This window comes from Paenibacillus sp. GbtcB18 (genome assembly GCF_019091125.1).
GTDB lineage: Bacteria > Bacillota > Bacilli > Paenibacillales > NBRC-103111 > Paenibacillus_F > Paenibacillus_F chitinolyticus.
Genome location: NZ_JAGXJX010000003.1, coordinates 741,842 through 758,147 on the forward strand (window position 1 = coordinate 741,842; position 16,306 = coordinate 758,147).

Sequence of the window (16,306 nt, forward strand, 5' to 3'; positions counted from 1 at the left end):
TATATCGCAGCGGCGAAACGCATCCTTACAGCGATTGCGCCGCATTACGAAACAGCTTCACCCGTCAGGGTTGAAGCTGTTTTTTTTGACCCGTACGTACGAAAGAATGGATGGAGCAGCCTCCCGGCTAATCGCAAAAGCGCTGCGCTCCACCAGGTCGGTTCTCGGCGTCTCGACGGCCGTCGTAGGCACGAGCAAGCCGGACCGTCAGTTGGGTGCAGAACGCCCGGCTGGCCGGGCAGGGCCGGCTTCCGCGGAGAGGAACCGGAAGCGATCCGTGCTCACTGGAAGGAAGTTCCCCCCTTCCCGACTGGATCGAACAGATGCGAACAGAAAAAGAGCAGTCTCCCTGATTCCTAGGGGAGACTGCTCTTTTGCAATTTTTTATGACGGATTGACGCGTACCGCCGCCTGCTTGCCGCTGACCTGGATGTTCGTCTCTTTCGTTCCCGTGGCGGACAGATCCTTAACCAGCCGTTCCAGAAGCTCCTTCGCTTTCGGTCCTTCTTTGCCCTGAATGCGGACGACGAGCTGTACGGCGTTCCCGGAAGCCAGAAGCTTCTCGGCCTGCCTCTGTTTCGTTTCGTAGTCGTGGTCTTCGATGTGAACGGTGAGCCTTAGCTCTTTCACTTTCAGAGGCTTGTCCTGACGGCGGGCCGCCTGCTTCGCCGTGCCGCGGGCGGCAAGCTTGCACGGTGGCGGGCTGCTCATCAAAGACGTGCAGACCAGATCGGCGTCCGCTGCCTTCGCCAGCTTAAGCGCTTCTTCCCGTGGCATTACACCGAGCTTTTCCCCGTTCAAGCCCGTAAGCTCCACCTCGGCCGCTTTTATTTTCTCGTTCATGATAAGCATCTTAAGTTCCTCCCGGATGTCGTGTCTCCGGAAACTTCTGCCGTTATATCGCTGCGCTCTAGAACCGGTTCGTTTCCGTACTCTCCTTCTTTCTATTGTAGGGGATACGGGAAGGAAATACAAAGCGCCCGGCAGGAAAACACCCCTATTTCGGACGCTTGTAATCGCATGACAGGTGCAGTCAGCCCAGCCAGTGGAACACGGTCCCCGCCGGGGCTCGCTCCCGCACGGCAGGCGCTCCGGGAGGACGCAGCGCCGCGGCCGCGGCGGCGAGGTCGAGCCCGCCGCTTTCCGGCGAAGCTCCGGCGGCGGACGCTGCCCCCGCGGTGCCCTTTGCACGCCCCTCTTCTGAGGCTGACGCAGCATTAACGGCGGGAGATCCGGCTTCTCCCGCGGCAGTCCCAGCCTCGGACGCGGACAGCCCGCCTGCGACAGGCGCAGTCTCAGCGATGCGGACCGCGGCACCCCTCGGCACGAGCGCGAACAGCGCCTGCATGTCGGCATCGCCGACCCGGATGCAGCCGAGCGAGCGCCCGTCGCCGATAGAGGCGGCATCCGCCGTGCCGTGCACCGCGATGGCGCCCAGCCCCAGCGCCGCGGCGCCGTACACGCCCGGCGTCCTGCCCGCGGGAGCGATCACACGCTCCCGCACGGCGAACGTGCCGTCCGGCGTCGGCGACTCCGGACGGCCGATTCCGGCGCGGGCCTCCAGCACCGCGCCTCCGGCAGTTAAGAGCAAGCGGTGATCCCGCTTGCTCACGGTCACCCGCACAGGCTCGAACGGAACGTTCGACTGTGCGGCAGCGCTTGCGGGAACGATGATACCCGCAAGCGAAGCGCCCGGCAGGTTCGGCGTCAGGGCCGAACCTGCATCTGCGGCGGCGGGCCGGTAGACCCACCCGCCCCCGCCGTCATAAGACGGGCTCACCCGGGTAGAGCCCGTCACGGTTTCCCGCGGCACGAAGCTGAGGTAATTTCCGGGATAATCGCGGACCAGCTCGTCCAGGCTTGCCGGAAATTTACCTCCGTGGTCCGCCGCGTAGGCCCCGAGCGCCGTGCGGATGAGCTGGGTGCCGATCCGGGTCAGCACCTGAGCGTGCGGCGCGCCTTCATCCAGATAAGTGATCTCCGCGGTTTTGCGGAGCGTCGGCGCATATTGTGCCGCCGCGAAAGCGCCCTTCACTTCGACGGGATCTTTGACCGGAACCGCTTGTCCGCCCATACCCGGGAGCGCGTCTTGTCCGGTCAGCCGGACTGCGTAAATGACCCGGGTTTTTTGCGGGTTCCGCCCGATTAAAAGCTCCATCTCCTCCCGGAGGATCGTCTCCGCCCTGGCGCTGCCCGTACCTGGGGACAGCCGCAGCAGGTAAGGACGGTCATCCGGTTCCACGCCTGAAAATTCCTCCGGGCGTAAAGAAGCAGCTTCCGGCGAGAAGCTGCTTCCTTCTTGAGGCTGAGATACATGCGATTCGTAGCCTGAGGGCTTTCCTTTTTCCGCGGCGGAAGCGGTCTGTTTATGACCTGCTCCCGAGAGAAGAATGACAAGCAGAACCAAGTTGATGACGATGAGCGCATAGAGGAAAGTCCGCAAAAATTTGTTGAATTTGCTTCCCGTCGCCGCCTCCAGCTCTTTGCGGACTCCCGCCAGATCGCTTTCTTCCCGCTTCGCCAGTTCGTGTACGGCCCGGTTGGCGTCGGAGTAAAACGGGGAGGGGTACGTTTTCATCACCTCTTGATAGTGAAAAAGCGCCTTCGGCAGGTTCCCCTGCTCCCTTGCCCGCTCTCCCATGCGAAAATGGGCTTCGGGAGACGTTTTATCGGCATAGCGGATGACTTTATCGAAATACTGCGGGTCTCCCCGGCTGATGTATAAATTTTTGTTGACTCGCACCAACTGCGGTTCCAAAGGATGCGAAAACCGGTTCGTCGCTCCTCCCATTCCCTACCTCCTGTTTGCTGTGATGAGAGATTAATAGGCTGTTCGATACATATTGTATCAGTATAAATACAATTTGTATAGTTAGAATCGTACGCCAATTTTTGCGTGCGGCTCTTCGCTATTTTTCTCACTATTCTGCCTTCGTTCGGTGTATGAATTGTTCACCGTGCAAGCAAACTAACAGTCGGAGGTGGATTCCATGGCAGGAAGAAACAGCAAGCCCAAAAATCGCGGCCCGGCCAGTCAACCGGGCAGACTCGACCAGTTCGGCGACAAGCTGGCCGACGGCAAAGGTCCAGTACCGAAGCCCGAAAACGCTTTAGGGGAGTAACTTCTTTTCTCCGCAGGATTCCGTCTTCACATGAAAAAAGCCTTCCGGCCCTTTCGGTCCGGAGGCTTTCTTTGTTTATTCGTTTTACCCCAATACATACCGGCTCAGCATCGCGTACACGTCGTTAATGTTGGCGCTTTTGTTAAATTTCTTAACGATAGGCTCGTGGGTGCTCGACAGCCAAATTTTAAGCTCGGCATCCAGATCGAACGTCCCCGCACTCTCTTTCGCGAACCGGATAATACTTTTGTAAGGAACGGACATGTATTCCACTTTGGAGCCCGTTACCCCTTGCTTATCGATCAGAATGAGGCGCTTGTTCGTAAAAACGAACCCGTCCCGGATAATTTTGTACGCGATCTGCACCTGCTCGCCCGGAATAAGAAAAGGCTCCAGTTCCTTCTGAAGCTTCTCCGGAGATAATTCCGAAGCATTTCCCAACAAACCGTCCAAGATCCCCACAGCTCATCAGCTCCCTTGCCCATAATCCTTATTTTAACACACCCCCGACCGGGGCGAATCCGTCTTTTTAAAAATCTTCGCCGCCGTTGTCCTGCGCGGCTTCGCGTTCCAGCCGTGCCAGAACGGACTGGATATCTTCGGGCTGAAGCAGCTCCACGGGTGAAACTCCCTTCTCGAAATGAAGGGAGCTTCCGCTCAGCAGAACGACATACTGATCGCCGAACTTGGCAAAATGTACTTTTCTCCCGTAATCCGCGAGCTTCCCTTTTACGGTCAAATGATCTAGCTTAAACGTCATGCCCAGATCCGGCTGCTGCTCCACCAAAAAGTTCGCGGCCTCCATGACAAGCTCCGGCGCCCATTTCTCCTGCAGCTCGCGCTTCTCGCTTGCCGCCCAGAGTTCAAGGTCCCTCTCCTCCGCTTCTTTCTGCTCGGGATGGGCTTCCAGCGTCTGCTCGATATGCTGCTGAACCAGATTGACAACCTGATGATTCAGCAGCTCCGGCATGGACTTTTCATACTCCACGAATTTAAGCAGATCCTCGAAATATTTGGCGTGCGACGGCTGATGGATTTTCAGCTCCCAGTCCTCAAGCATGCCGACCTCCGGCATATACGGATACTGGATCGCTTTCATATTTTTCGCGTTGATGGCCATTTCCACTTCATGCAGCAGACTGGATTCATCCGTAATGCGGGCTATTTTGGGCTCGAAATCGCACTTCATCACGAATACGAACGGCTCGTCGAAATACTGCGGCAGCTTGGCGCTGGCCGTAATGAGCGCTCCGCTGCGCACCGAGCTCGTCTGGATGTAAGCTCTTGCCAACTCATCGCTTTCTTTCAGGAAATCGTCCCGTGACGAGGCGCTGCGAAGTCTAGCGAACATATTGTAGTTGGGATTCGTTTCGAGGCCGCACCCCGGTTCTGTTATAAACCGTCCGATTTTGGTCGGAACCTGCTCCGACTGCGGGTTACGCTCCACTTTGCGTTTGGCCAGCCGGGCAAACTCGCCGCCAAGAAACTGTTCGAGCGCACTGCCTTCGTAGGCGTCCCCGTCCAGAGTCTGAAAATGACGGTAGGCCTTACCCGTCCCTTCTTCGCGTATGACAAAAAATGAGATAAATTTCACTTCGAATTTCATGCTTTTTTTCCCCTTTATCCGTTAACCTGCTGTCTAACCTTCTCTGATTGTAGCGAATCCCGCGATTTTTGACAAAAGAAACTGACGCCGGACAAAAAAAACTGCCAGACCGTGTGATTGTTGGAAGCCTCGACCTGTCTATATTAGTAGGAACGATAGAAATACGATTTACTATGGAGTTGGGGTGTACGATGAGATGATTTATGGAACGATGTTGTTGGAAACGGATATCGAATTGTTCGCCGCAGCACTTTCGCAGACCGAAGTCTACATCTGGGGAATGGATCACAACGATGTGTATGTCCAAATCGGACGAGGTTTTATCGAGAAATACAACCAGGACCAAGTGAAAATCCGTTCGAGCCTCAATAGCTGTACAATGATTTACTCCAGAGAAAAATGCGAATTCAGCGCCAAAACAGAAAGCGCGGAAGAGCAGCCTAAGTAAGCAAGCCAGCAAACCCGTATAAATAGAGATGAAATGAAGCCGACCCTACATACCTTACAAATGTGCCCCTATTTAAATAGCAGGAACAACCTTTAGATGATAAATAACTATTCTTATTAACTGCTAAAAACCCCCTCCGGCGAGGGGGTTTCTTTTTGCTGCATGGACGGGCCCGGATCGGCCCGGAACCTTCGTACGGGACCTGCATAAGCTGTAGCAGTACAGGATGTAAGCCCAAGACGGAGGGATTCCCGTGAATGTGGAACTGATGGGACTGCATGTCGTTTATGTATGTTTTATTGCCCTTATTATCGGGTTTATGCTGCTTCGTAAAGATACGACGCCGGTTTGCCTGATCGGCATTTTCTTGCTGGGCCTCGCCGCTACCGGCTCTCTTCCCCAATCGGTCGGAGGCATTTTCACAAGCCTCATCTATGCCATGAAAGAGCTTCTGCCGACCATACTCGTCATTTCGGTCATCGTCGGCATGAGCCGGGTTCTCTCGTTGTCCGGCGTCAGCGACACGATGATTTCCCCGGCGGCGAAGCTTATCCGCAGCCCCGGAGCGGCCTTCTGGATCATCGGTATCGTCATGATGACCGTTTCCTGGTTTTTCTGGCCGTCGCCGGCCGTCGCGCTGATCGGTGCTGTGCTGCTCCCGGCGGCGGTCCGGGCCGGTCTGCCGGCCATGGGGGCGGCCGTGGCCATGAACTTGTTCGGCCACGGCATCGCGCTTTCGGGCGACTATGTCATCCAGGCCGCCCCGAAGCTGACCGCCGACGCCGCCGGATTACCTGTCGGCAGCGTCATGGAAGCTTCCATCCCGCTCGTCGCCGTGATGGGAGCGGTCACGACCGCGGCCGCTTTCTGGTTCCTGAGGCGCGATTTGAGAAGCGGCGCATTGAAACCGGAAAGCGCTATCAAGCCGCCCGCGCCCGGCATCCCGAGCGCGTCTTCCGGCGGGAAGCTGCTGTCCGGCAGGCGGCGCCTGGTTCTCGCGGTCGCGATTCCCCTGCTGTTCGCGGCCGACATTGCGGCCATGTTCAAGCTGAACCTGCAGGGAGGGGAAGCGACCGCTCTGATCGGCGGGACGGCCGCCCTGATCCTGCTGCTCGTCTCGCTCATGGCGCACCGCGGGGGCGGGTTCGGTAAAACGACCGCTTACCTGGTGGACGGGTTTCATTTCGGCTTTAAGGTGTTCGGTCCCGTCATTCCGATCGCTGCTTTCTTTTACCTCGGGGACTCGGCTCTGACTGAGCTGTACGGGCATGTCCTCCCGGCCTCCTCGCACGGGATCGTGAACGATCTCGGGCTGGCGCTGGCCCAGACCGTGCCCGTCCATCCGGCCGCGAGCGCCGTCACGCTGACAGCCGTGGGGGCCATCACCGGGCTGGACGGGTCTGGCTTCTCCGGCATCTCGCTGGCCGGCTCGGTCGCCATCCTGTTCTCCTCCGCCCTCGGCGCGGGAGCCGCCACCTTGACGGCTCTCGGCCAGGTGGCCGCCATCTGGGTCGGCGGCGGCACGCTCATCCCGTGGGCGCTTATTCCCGCCGCCGCCATCTGCGGTGTCGATCCTTTCGAGCTGGCCCGCCGGAACCTGAAGCCGGTGATGATCGGCCTGGCCGTCACAACCGTCTTCGCGATGTTGCTGATCTGATCCGGCGGAGGACATGCGGTACTTAGGATGCGCGTCGGCCCCTGCCGTGTTCTATACAGACCCTTTCCATCGTCTTTTTTTGCTTAGTTCTAGCTTAGTTCTGGCTTGGTTCTTACTAGGCATTTTTTTCTTATTAGGATTTATCAACCTTTTTGCCGCACTCCAAGATGCCCCTGCATCCTTGTGCGCAGCATGTACGGTATCTAACGTCCGGGAGCGGCGCCGCCTTCGCAAGGCAGCCCTTCGCCTTCTTTCCCCCCCGCCGCTTCCGGCGGGCATTCTTTTTCGAATGCCGCGATAAGATCTTTCATGAGCTTCATGGCCGATCCCGCATCCAGCGCATAATATTTTTCCGTGCCCTGCTGACGGATCGTTACGATCTCCGCCTGCTTGAGCAGTTTGAGGTGGTGGGAAATGGCCGGTCTCGAGAGGTGCGAATGCTCCGTGATGCTTTTGACGTTCATGGGCCCGTGCTTGCCGAGCAGCAGAATAATCTGCTGTCTAGCTGGATCTCCCAAAGTCCGGAACAAATTCGTGCACTGCTCGAAATACTCCATCGTAGTCATTTCTGTTGTTCCGCTCATACGATCACATCTTTCTTCATCGATGCGGCCGGAAGGGATGCGGGAGAGGACGCCTAGATCAGCTTGCGGCCGAGGCTCTCGGTTTTGTCCAGCCACGATTTCCGTTTGCCCGCCGTGGATAATTTAACAGATCCGAGCGTTGTCACGCGTACCGGCTTAAATCCGCTGAATTCGAGGGTCCCCTTCTTCATCGCCTTGTGGCCGGGACTTCCGCTTATAGTCTGATAATACCATACCGGTGTGTCCATCGTCACAATGAGGCGAGCGCTCTTCCCTTTAAGCAGTTTTTCCCAGGTGAGTGAGTCCTTGTTCTTGTACTTAAAAGCGAAGCCCGGCAGAAATACCCGGTCGATCATCCCTTTGAGAAGGGCGGGCATGGTCCACCACCAGGTCGGATACACGAACACGACGTGGTCGGCCCAGCGGATCGACTCCTGGATTCCAAGCAGGTCGGGCTCCAGCTCCGTCCGTTTTCTGTATCCGTAAGCCAAATTCGGATTGAAATCGAGATCGCTTATTTGCACGAAACGGATCTCCGCTCCGGCTGCTGCCGCCCCCTTGCGGTACGATTCCGCCAAAGCGGTGCAGTAGCTCTCCCTGTCGGGATGTCCTTGAATAATTAAGACGCGTGTCGTTGCCTGTGTTGTCATAAAAAGAAACCTCCATCTAACCCTCATTTAAGTTCGTATGTTTAAGTATTTAAACCTTTAAACCAAAGATAAGCCCCCTTTCATTTTTTGTCAATCAAAAATCACGGCCGATGAATCCGCAACAAAAAAAGCCTTCCTGCAAAGGCTTAAGAATTCCCGTATATCTTCCGGTATTTTTCATTGAAAGCGTCGATCCAATCCCCATTAATCGGCCCGTTTTTAATTTCGTACAAGCGGTCCGTCAAAACATAAACGGTATTGTTATTTGCGTAAATCAAAACCCTCTCGGCTTTATTGCTTGCGAGTTCAAATTCGAAAGCGGACTTAGAGTTCCTCAAGGCAGTTAACTCTTGACTCATCGCTTCATACCCGAGATGCTTTCTTTTCACTCTATATTGCCTTAAAAATGCGAGCAGTTCCTCCATCGGCTCCTTCTCTTTCGTTCCCCATTCATACAGTTTATCATCTTGCGTAGGCCGGTTTTTACTAAAACCCATCCAAGTCAATTCACCGGCATGAAACGGTAGTACATCCGCCAACCTTTTTTCCCTGTACTCGTTCCAGTTGTAAAAGATGACACCGGCGACAATCGCAAGCAGCAGCACAAGCCCGATTTTTTTAATCCTACTCCACTCCTTTAGGGGTGACGACGTTTTCTCATTTCTTTTTAGTTAACCACATATTTACATATACGCTAATTTGAAGGATTAGTCTCACTGTGTTTAACCCTATTTGGGAAAAAAAGATGTTTAATCAACGGTTAAATGACTGCGGTTCGTGCGTTAACACTCAAACGGTTCAAAAAACACGGCATGGACGGATAAAACCCTTTGAAACAAGCAAAAAAAAAACCGCGCATACGCGCGGCTTTCGAATGACGAATTCGTCGGATAAACTTGCCCTGTATGAACCTACATTTAAAAGTGCGCGTTTCATGCAGCTCCCGTTTATTCCGGAAGACACCAGTCAATCGGCTCGATTCCCTGCTCCAGAAGCCATGCATTGGCTTTCGAATACGGCTTGCTGCCGAAAAATCCCCGGTGGGCGGAAAGCGGACTCGGATGAGGAGCTTTGATGACGCCGTGCCGGTTCAAGTCGATCAGCTGCGTTTTGGACTGCGCGTGGCTTCCCCACAAAATAAAAAGAACGGGGGTCTCTTTGCGGTTCAGCGTCTCGATGACTTTATCCGTAAAAAGCTCCCAGCCTTTTCCCTTGTGGGAATTCGCTTCACCGGCCCTCACGGTCAGCACCGTGTTCAGAAGGAGCACCCCCTGGTCGGCCCAATGCTTTAAATACCCCGTGCCCGGGAGAGGACAGCCGATATCGTCCTTCATTTCCTTGAACATGTTTTTGAGCGACGGAGGCGCGGGTACGCCCGGTTTAACAGAAAAGCTCAAGCCGTGAGCCTGACCCGGTCCGTGATAAGGGTCCTGCCCCAGAATAACCGCCTTCACATCCTTGAACGCCGTATAATGCAGAGCATTGAAAATATCGTGCATCTCCGGATAGATCGTCCGCTCCGCGTATTCCTGCTTCAAAAACTCCCTGAGTTTCAGATAGTATGGTTTCTCGAATTCCTCTGAAAGCAGCTCTGCCCAGTCATTTTTCAAGATCGTCATCGCTTATGTCTCCTTCCTATTCCTCCGTTTCCAGTCTTCCGGTAGACGGATCTGCAAGAACCAGCCGGGCCGAAACTTCCTCTCCGCCCTGCCGTTCCAGTTTGAGCTTGGCGGTTTTGCCTTTTTCCAGCAGCGCTTTCACCTGGGCATCCGTCAGGCTCCGTCCGAAGCTTTCCTTCCAGATGACGAAGGTGCAGCCGGTCTTGTAATGCGAACAGCCATACCCTTTCTTACCCATAAAAATGGTTCCGCCGCAGCCCGGCCGAGGACAAGTACCCACCACGCGCGGCCCGTCCGCCGGTTTAGCCGCAGCCGGGGCACCCGAGCCTGCCGCTTGTCCCGCGGAGGCTCCGCCGGAGCGCTGGCCGGCAGCCGGACCCGCTGCGGTCCGGCTGCCGCGCGCGGATGCCTGCCCCGCGGCCCCCGCAGTCTCCCGCACGGGCGACTGTCCCGTGCGGGAGACTGCCGCCCCGCTCCGGCCCGAAGCTGCCCGGGACGCGCCGCTCCCGCGGGCTGCGTGCGCGCCGGGCGCCGTTCCCGCCGCCGCGCCGTCCGTGCCGGAGGCTTTGGCGCTCCGGCGCGTCTTGCCGGCCGCGGCCCGTCCGCCCGCCTTCCCGGCGGGCTCGTCGCCCTCGAAGGCGGTTCTCGCCGCGCGGTTCTGTACGCGGACCTTGTCAACGATGAGCGCGGCGAACTTTTTGACATTTCGCATAAACGTCTCATCGGACGCTTGTCCGCGTGAAATTTCATTGAGCCGGCGTTCCCACTGCCCCGTCATCTCCGGCGAAGTGAGCAGTTCCACGCCCGCCGCGCGGATCAGCTCTACGGCCGTCCGGCCTTTGGGCGTCAGCGTGATGCGCTTGCCCTGCATCGTGACGTAGCCGACATGCTTCAAGCGCTCGATTGTCGCCGCTCGGGTAGCCGGAGTTCCGAGACCGGAGTCTTTCATCGCGTCGCGCAGCTCTTCATCCTCGATCTGCTTGCCGGCGCTTTCCATCGCTTTAAGCAGCGTGCCTTCCGTAAAAGCTTTAGGCGGCTGGGTCTCCTTCTCTTTGGCCGCCGCATCCCTGCAGTGGGCGCCGAGAGAAGCGTTCAAAGAAAACGGCTCGGACGTTTCTTCTTCCTCGACTTCGTCCTCTTCTTTTCCCTTGTCGTCCTTCGCTTTCGCGCGTTTACCGTCTTTCTTGGATTCCGGGTACAGCACCTTCCAACCGAGCTGCAGCAGCTCCTTGACGGTCGTCTTGAACGTTTCTTTCTCCACTTCCGTCAGGACGGTGTGCACCTTATACTCCGCGGCCGGATAAAACTGCGACAAAAACCGGCGCACAATCAGATCGTACACCTTCTGCTCATCGGCGGACAATCCGTTTGCCCGTTTGCCGGTCGGGAGGATCGCGTGATGATCTTCCACTTTGGCCGGGTTGCAAATCGCTTTATTGTTTTTGTGAACCAGATTACGGTTGGCCTGGCGGACCCACTCGTCGTAGGCCGTTCCCTGTAGGGCCGAGAGCGTTTTGTGCATTTCGGGGATGTTCTGCTCCGTCACATAGTTCGAGTTCGTTCTCGGATACGAAATGACTTTGTGCTTCTCGTAGAGCGCCTGGGCCACATCCAGCGTTTTTTTCGCCGAAAAACCGAGCTTGGCATTGGATTCCCGTTGAAGGAGCGTCAAATCATACAGCTTGAACGGATATTCCTTCGTATCTTTGACTTCGTAAGACGCGATGCGGGCCGGTTTTCCTTTGACTTTGGCTGCGATGCCCTCGGCCTTGGCCGGGTCCGTAATTCGTTCTCCCTGCCACAACCCGCGGTATTCCGTCTGCTCCTGAGTGAAAAACGCCTCCACCTCGTAAAACTTCAAAGAGGAGAAATCCTCGATAAGCTTCTGACGGTCGTAAATGAGCGCCAGCACGGGAGTCTGAACCCGCCCGACGGATAAAAGCACGTTATGCTTGGTCGTAAAAGCCCGGGAGCCGTTCATGCCGATGATCCAGTCCGCTTCGCTCCGTGCCCTCGCGGCTCTGGTCAGATTATCGAAATCGGAGCCGTCCTTCAACTGCTGAAAGCCGCTCCGGATCGTTTCCGCAGTCAAATCGGAGATCCACAAGCGCTTGACGGGCTGCTTTAATTTCAAGTGACGCTGAATGAGCGAGAAAATATGCTGGCCCTCGCGCCCCGCGTCGCATGCGTTAACGATTTTGTCGCACTGTTTGGCGACTTCCTTGATCACTTTGAGCTGATCTTTCGTCCGGGGATTCGGCAGCAGCTTGAATTCGTCGGGAATGATCGGCAGATGCTCGAAGCGCCATTTCTTGTATTTTTCATCGTATTTATCGGGTTCTGCCAGCTCTATAAGGTGTCCAATGGCCCAGGTGATGATATAATCCGATCCCTCGATATACGTGCGTTTGTTCGCCGCTTTCGGTTCGATGACAGCGGCAATCGTCCGGCCCATATCCGGTTTTTCGGCAATCACAAGTGTTTTCAAAGGCTATCTTCCTATCTATGTATCTCGCTGCGTTCTCCGCAGAGCAAGACATCCATCTTTTTGTCGTTCCGGCGCCAGGTTCTTGTTTCTCGTACACTTCAGTATATCGGCCCGGGAGTATCCCTGCAAGGGACGGAAGACGGGATAGAAAGATGTTCGGCAGGAAAATTTCTCCGAAATCACGGTGTGTGGCAGGTCCTGTCCGTCTCGAAAAAAAATTTTAGGAGCCGCATATTTTCAGGGCCGGAAATCCGGGTTATGATCCTTCTGAAAAATTATCGTCAGGGGGGTAACATGACCGGATTAACGGCGAAAACGTTTCTTCTCGGAATGGACGGCAGCGGCAAGCATACCCGGGTTCTTACGGCAGATCTGGCCGGTAACGTGCCGGCCTATGCGGAAAAAGGCGCCTCGTCCATCCACAAAGACGACCGGGCACGGGAAAATGTCCAAGCCGCTATTTTGGAAACGGTTGCCCGAGCCCGCAGGACATTGAGACAAGCGGCATCGTTGACTGCCGAAATGGCCGGGTACGACTCTGTTTCCATTCCCTGGGTTCGTCCGATGGGAATTTGATTTGCGACTTGCTGGATCACTGGGCCCTGGAAACGCTTGAAAGCTATTGAGATCTCGCGTGCAGCGGCCTTATGTCTGAAACCAAAGCAAATAACAAAAATCCGTGTAACGAGTCCACTAAACACGAGGGAAAGGTAAATCGTTTGATAGCGTTAGTATTCCGTTAGAGCTTACAAAGTTTTACTCCCTTGTTGTGCTGGAATCAGCATGTATATCTATAGCGCCCTTGGTATAAAAGCATATTCTACCTTTTAGAAAAATTCATAATCAATCATATATTTTCCTGCATTTTTCTATAATTACGTCAATGGACCTCGTTTCGGATAACATCATCATATGATTTGAGGCTTCCAGTTCAATCACTCGCAAGTTAGGAATAATATTTTCCCATTGATTCAAGGCATTCATTTGATCCTCGTATGTATGAACTTGTTCTGCCATAAAATATGGTTCCATTTCTCCCAGGAATACATTATTTATATTATTAAAATAATAACATTTTGTACTATTTGTAAGCGGTTGAACATAATATTCTTCTCTTCTGTATGTTGGCCGAAGCTTCATGTTCGATCTGATTAAAGCGTTTACAAAAGTGTCAGGTTTATTTAGCCCCCGGAATTTAGCAAAGTGAATAACTTTTTCAATATATTCATCCTCCGTTAACCGTAAATCAATCTGGTTCCGATGTATAAGATACTGGAATACATTCAATTGATCCCGTTTCAAACTAGCTAATATCGCAAGATTGATCGCTTGCAAAATATAGGTTTTGGGGTTAGCCTTTTTTCTCTGAAGCCCGTCACCTTGGTTGGTGTTGCCGAAAGGCGAATCCAACATAACAATGGTGTTGACTTCTTCCCCTAACTTTTGAATTTGTCGTGCGACTTCATACGCTAAAACCCCGCCTAACGAAAATCCGCCAAGATCGTAAGGACCTTCCGGCTGTACTGCCTTAATAATTTGAACGTAGTAAGCCGACATATTCTGAATCCCAATCAAAGGAGAATCGTTTGTCATAAACCCGCGTGCCTGTATTCCAAAAAAAGGGCGTTTCATTTGCGTGGCGATCCCACTATAAGCACCTACACCGCCAAGTCCTCCATGTATCCAAAAAATTGGACGTCCCTCTTCAACCTCATTTAATTTTCTGATTTCCGGAAAAACACTCTTCAACTCCATGTATTTCCTGTTTGTATATAAGTTCGTGTGCTCGTGGATATGCTTGTGAGTAAGCATTTGAGTTCGAGGATTTAGAAGGTTCTTAAGTTTTTCTACATTTTCCATATCCTTGTGAAAAGGGCTCATGATAGTCATAACTTGTTCAGCATAATCCCTTTCCATGTTTCTCTTTGCAAAATTAGCCAGCGTTCCTGAGGGACTTAGGTCAATGTACAAGAAATCCTTGGCAGGGCCTATTGATTTTAATGCTTCTCTAAAATTGATGGGGTTTCTAACAATATCCCAAAAATAAGTCTTGTTCAGGGCTGTAATTGCCGTCCCGGTTAAACTTGATATCAATTTCATTGCCGGTTTTTTATAAAAAATGTTATCCAATGAACTTATATAACTTTCTGAAGCTAAATCGATGAAAGAAGAATGAAAAGCATACTTGACTGGTAATCTTACAAATGTGATGCCTTTCTTTTTTAGAAAAGCTTCAATTAGCTCCAAGTTATGAATTAAGCCTGAAATAACAAAGTTAGATTGATAATTAACACATGCAAGTTCCGAGTTTTCAAACAATAGGGGTTCATTGAAAAATAAATTATAGTCATGAATGATCGATATCATACCGCCATGTTGACAGTATTTTTCCAAGATGTCCACCTGATTCATGATACAATGTAACGCCTCTTCGTAATTTATTACATTGGCGATAGCACAACTCACGAATTCTCCAAGACTGCTGCCGACAACATAATCGGGATAGATTCCATTCTGTATCAATAACTGTGCCAAAGAATATTCAACCATAAAAATACCGGGATGGGTATATTTTAATGTATCAAAGTTGTTATTCTTTCGAATCTCTTTCCTATATAGAACTTCTATCATTGACTCTTTAGTAAGTTGAAAGAAGACTTTATCCAACTTTATCATGGTATCTTGAAATTCTGTGCTTGATCTAAAAAGTTCTCTTCCCATTTCATAATATTGAGAACCTTGGCCAGCACACATAAAAACTATTTTTTGATTATTCATTGTCGCCCTCTCACTCTTATCGGTATTCTTGAAAATATATCCGGAGTTTAACCATGATGAAAGTTCCAAATCATATCTTATCATCGGGCAGACTAATCAGATTTGAAAAGTTCTGCCCGATGATAGATTTTCCTTGCCGTAACGATAATAATCAGTTTAGCCGTAACAAAGGCTATTCTATTGCAATAATACTTTTGGGGTTGGGTCTCATTCTTAGATCTATAAATTGTTGTAAGTTAGTTAACTGAAAATATAGGTTATCTTTCATAAGAGAGTCGATATTCGCTCCCGGTTCTTTACCATATGAATGACCTGGATATACTTTGACATGATGTGGAATGCATTGTTTTATTTTTTGAATGCTGGCATACATCTGTTCAGGAGATCCTCCCTTTAAATGACAAACCCCGCATCCCTCAACAAATATTGTATCCCCGGTAAGAATGCTATCTTGCAAAAGAAAACACATCCCTCCAGCTGTATGACCAGGAGTCAATAAACAAGTAATTCTTGTATCGCCAAAAATGATTTCATCCATGTCATTCAATGTTGAAAGATTACTACATTCAAAATTATAATAGTCAACTTCCAGCCGGGACATATACACATTGAGATTGTAATTGTAATACCGCATCAGTTTTTCTGTTAGGTTAACGTGATCATTATGTGAGTGGGTTAGTAGAATAGCTACTGGTTTTGAATTAAGCTCATTAATTTTATTTATTATTTTTTCAATCTCCCAGGCAGGATCTACTATAATCGATAATTTAGTTCTTTTGTCTAGGATAATATAACTGTTATTCTTGAGCCGTTCGCCATTACTGAGTTTATCACCTATTGTTTTAATAGGATAAATCTCATATCCCTCTCCCATATCCTTTTTCCCCTCTGCCATAAGTTGATTGGGCCATCCAATTGAAGTGGCTCCTCTATCAAACCTTACTACTTGAAGCAATTCTGAGTTTGATTTCTTAAGTGTATTGAAGTTTGTATCCGGACCGTCTTGAGACTCGAAAATATCCGCTTGTTGTAGGCCTGCCCGCGGCATATTCAACTCTTGTTCCAAATACTCAGCAAACTTTCGAATCGTTGGATATTCGTAAACTTTAGCCGCCGCTATGGATGTCTTGTACGTGGTGTTTAACGTACGCATCCACTCGACGCCAACGATTGAATCAAGCCCCAAATCTATGAAGGTCGCATCAGTATCTATATCTTCAACATCCATATACAAAGCGTCCGCCAAGCTTGCCGCCAATCCTTCGATCAGCTGCTCTAACTTGTATTCGCGCTGCACCGGTTTTATTGAATTAGCTTCCTTTGCGGGCTCCTGCTCTGCAGCCCATTTATTTCC

The 16,306-nt window shown here is 52.0% G+C and carries 16 protein-coding genes and 1 pseudogene; 4 read left to right on the plus strand and 13 right to left on the minus strand.

All coding sequences use genetic code 11. From position 1 onward, the window contains the following. Positions 1–57: 57 nt before the first annotated feature. The 3 genes from KVT34_RS13680 to KVT34_RS13690 form a co-directional block, all read right to left on the minus strand. Positions 58–198, minus strand: coding sequence for a hypothetical protein (locus KVT34_RS13680; protein ID WP_217559247.1), 141 nt, complete (start codon positions 196–198; stop codon positions 58–60). A 186-nt stretch (positions 199–384) separates the two neighbouring features. After that, on the minus strand, positions 385–852 hold the full coding sequence (gene infC, locus KVT34_RS13685; RefSeq protein ID WP_217559248.1) for a translation initiation factor IF-3: 468 nt from the start codon (positions 850–852) through the stop codon (positions 385–387). Between the two features lie 181 nt (positions 853–1,033). Then, complete coding sequence (locus KVT34_RS13690) at positions 1,034–2,791, minus strand: L,D-transpeptidase family protein (RefSeq protein ID WP_217559249.1); 1,758 nt, start codon at positions 2,789–2,791, stop codon at positions 1,034–1,036. Positions 2,792–2,990: 199 nt separating this feature from the next. Between KVT34_RS13690 and KVT34_RS32390 the strand changes: the two genes are divergently transcribed. Further along, positions 2,991–3,122 (plus strand): hypothetical protein, encoded by a 132-nt coding sequence (locus KVT34_RS32390; RefSeq protein WP_302695261.1) that lies wholly within the window; start codon positions 2,991–2,993, stop codon positions 3,120–3,122. Positions 3,123–3,206: 84 nt separating this feature from the next. Here KVT34_RS32390 and KVT34_RS13695 read toward each other — a convergent pair whose 3' ends face one another. Both KVT34_RS13695 and KVT34_RS13700 read right to left on the minus strand, forming a co-directional pair. Further along, on the minus strand, positions 3,207–3,584 hold the full coding sequence (locus tag KVT34_RS13695; protein ID WP_217559250.1) for a PH domain-containing protein: 378 nt from the start codon (positions 3,582–3,584) through the stop codon (positions 3,207–3,209). A 67-nt stretch (positions 3,585–3,651) separates the two neighbouring features. After that, positions 3,652–4,728 carry a DUF3900 domain-containing protein gene (locus KVT34_RS13700; RefSeq protein ID WP_217559251.1) on the minus strand — a complete coding sequence of 359 codons (1,077 nt, stop codon included), beginning with the start codon at positions 4,726–4,728 and terminating at the stop codon, positions 3,652–3,654. 196 nt (positions 4,729–4,924) lie between these two features. Here KVT34_RS13700 and KVT34_RS13705 point away from each other — a divergent pair, with 196 nt between their 5' ends. Both KVT34_RS13705 and KVT34_RS13710 read left to right on the plus strand, forming a co-directional pair. Then, positions 4,925–5,176, plus strand: a complete 252-nt coding sequence (locus KVT34_RS13705) for a hypothetical protein (RefSeq protein WP_241688710.1) — start codon at positions 4,925–4,927, stop codon at positions 5,174–5,176. Positions 5,177–5,429: 253 nt separating this feature from the next. Beyond that, complete coding sequence (locus tag KVT34_RS13710; protein WP_217559252.1) at positions 5,430–6,833, plus strand: hypothetical protein; 1,404 nt, start codon at positions 5,430–5,432, stop codon at positions 6,831–6,833. A 203-nt stretch (positions 6,834–7,036) separates the two neighbouring features. On the opposite strand, the gene KVT34_RS13715 is transcribed toward KVT34_RS13710, so the two are convergent. The 5 genes from KVT34_RS13715 to KVT34_RS13735 form a co-directional block, all read right to left on the minus strand. Beyond that, the gene (locus tag KVT34_RS13715) at positions 7,037–7,417 is read right to left on the minus strand and encodes an ArsR/SmtB family transcription factor (RefSeq protein ID WP_217559253.1); all 381 of its coding nucleotides are present in this window, start codon (positions 7,415–7,417) and stop codon (positions 7,037–7,039) included. 53 nt (positions 7,418–7,470) lie between these two features. Continuing rightward, positions 7,471–8,067, minus strand: coding sequence for an NAD(P)H-dependent oxidoreductase (locus KVT34_RS13720; RefSeq protein WP_217559254.1), 597 nt, complete (start codon positions 8,065–8,067; stop codon positions 7,471–7,473). Positions 8,068–8,213: 146 nt separating this feature from the next. Next, the gene (locus KVT34_RS13725; RefSeq protein WP_309244088.1) at positions 8,214–8,672 is read right to left on the minus strand and encodes a hypothetical protein; all 459 of its coding nucleotides are present in this window, start codon (positions 8,670–8,672) and stop codon (positions 8,214–8,216) included. A 342-nt stretch (positions 8,673–9,014) separates the two neighbouring features. Continuing rightward, positions 9,015–9,686 carry a uracil-DNA glycosylase gene (locus tag KVT34_RS13730; RefSeq protein ID WP_217559255.1) on the minus strand — a complete coding sequence of 224 codons (672 nt, stop codon included), beginning with the start codon at positions 9,684–9,686 and terminating at the stop codon, positions 9,015–9,017. 16 nt (positions 9,687–9,702) lie between these two features. Continuing rightward, complete coding sequence (locus tag KVT34_RS13735) at positions 9,703–12,174, minus strand: type IA DNA topoisomerase (RefSeq protein WP_217559256.1); 2,472 nt, start codon at positions 12,172–12,174, stop codon at positions 9,703–9,705. A 294-nt stretch (positions 12,175–12,468) separates the two neighbouring features. Here KVT34_RS13735 and KVT34_RS13740 point away from each other — a divergent pair, with 294 nt between their 5' ends. Beyond that, positions 12,469–12,750, plus strand: coding sequence for a hypothetical protein (locus KVT34_RS13740; protein WP_254634809.1), 282 nt, complete (start codon positions 12,469–12,471; stop codon positions 12,748–12,750). Between the two features lie 267 nt (positions 12,751–13,017). Here the strand turns inward: KVT34_RS13740 and KVT34_RS13745 are convergent, their stop codons facing one another. The 3 genes and pseudogenes from KVT34_RS13745 to KVT34_RS32955 form a co-directional block, all read right to left on the minus strand. After that, positions 13,018–14,952 carry an acyltransferase domain-containing protein gene (locus KVT34_RS13745; RefSeq protein ID WP_217559257.1) on the minus strand — a complete coding sequence of 645 codons (1,935 nt, stop codon included), beginning with the start codon at positions 14,950–14,952 and terminating at the stop codon, positions 13,018–13,020. A gap of 172 nt (positions 14,953–15,124) precedes the next feature. Continuing rightward, positions 15,125–15,826, minus strand: coding sequence for an MBL fold metallo-hydrolase (locus KVT34_RS32950; protein WP_483311439.1), 702 nt, complete (start codon positions 15,824–15,826; stop codon positions 15,125–15,127). 201 nt (positions 15,827–16,027) lie between these two features. Further along, positions 16,028–16,249 (minus strand): annotated as a pseudogene (locus KVT34_RS32955) (acyl carrier protein); the annotation flags it as partial. Positions 16,250–16,306 lie beyond the last annotated feature (57 nt).

Bases quoted from the DNA above. Each gene is read 5' to 3' on its own strand.
- KVT34_RS32390 (WP_302695261.1), top strand. From the start codon at position 2,991: ATGGCAGGAAGAAACAGCAAGCCCAAAAATCGCGGCCCGGCCAGTCAA.
- KVT34_RS13715 (WP_217559253.1), bottom strand. From the start codon at position 7,417: ATGAGCGGAACAACAGAAATGACTACGATGGAGTATTTCGAGCAGTGC.
- KVT34_RS13705 (WP_241688710.1), top strand. From the start codon at position 4,925: ATGATTTATGGAACGATGTTGTTGGAAACGGATATCGAATTGTTCGCC.
- infC (WP_217559248.1), bottom strand. From the start codon at position 852: ATGCTTATCATGAACGAGAAAATAAAAGCGGCCGAGGTGGAGCTTACG.
- KVT34_RS13740 (WP_254634809.1), top strand. From the start codon at position 12,469: ATGACCGGATTAACGGCGAAAACGTTTCTTCTCGGAATGGACGGCAGC.
- KVT34_RS32950 (WP_483311439.1), bottom strand. From the start codon at position 15,826: ATGGGAGAGGGATATGAGATTTATCCTATTAAAACAATAGGTGATAAA.
- KVT34_RS13745 (WP_217559257.1), bottom strand. From the start codon at position 14,952: ATGAATAATCAAAAAATAGTTTTTATGTGTGCTGGCCAAGGTTCTCAA.
- KVT34_RS13690 (WP_217559249.1), bottom strand. From the start codon at position 2,791: ATGGGAGGAGCGACGAACCGGTTTTCGCATCCTTTGGAACCGCAGTTG.
- KVT34_RS13730 (WP_217559255.1), bottom strand. From the start codon at position 9,686: ATGACGATCTTGAAAAATGACTGGGCAGAGCTGCTTTCAGAGGAATTC.
- KVT34_RS13720 (WP_217559254.1), bottom strand. From the start codon at position 8,067: ATGACAACACAGGCAACGACACGCGTCTTAATTATTCAAGGACATCCC.
- KVT34_RS13700 (WP_217559251.1), bottom strand. From the start codon at position 4,728: ATGAAATTCGAAGTGAAATTTATCTCATTTTTTGTCATACGCGAAGAA.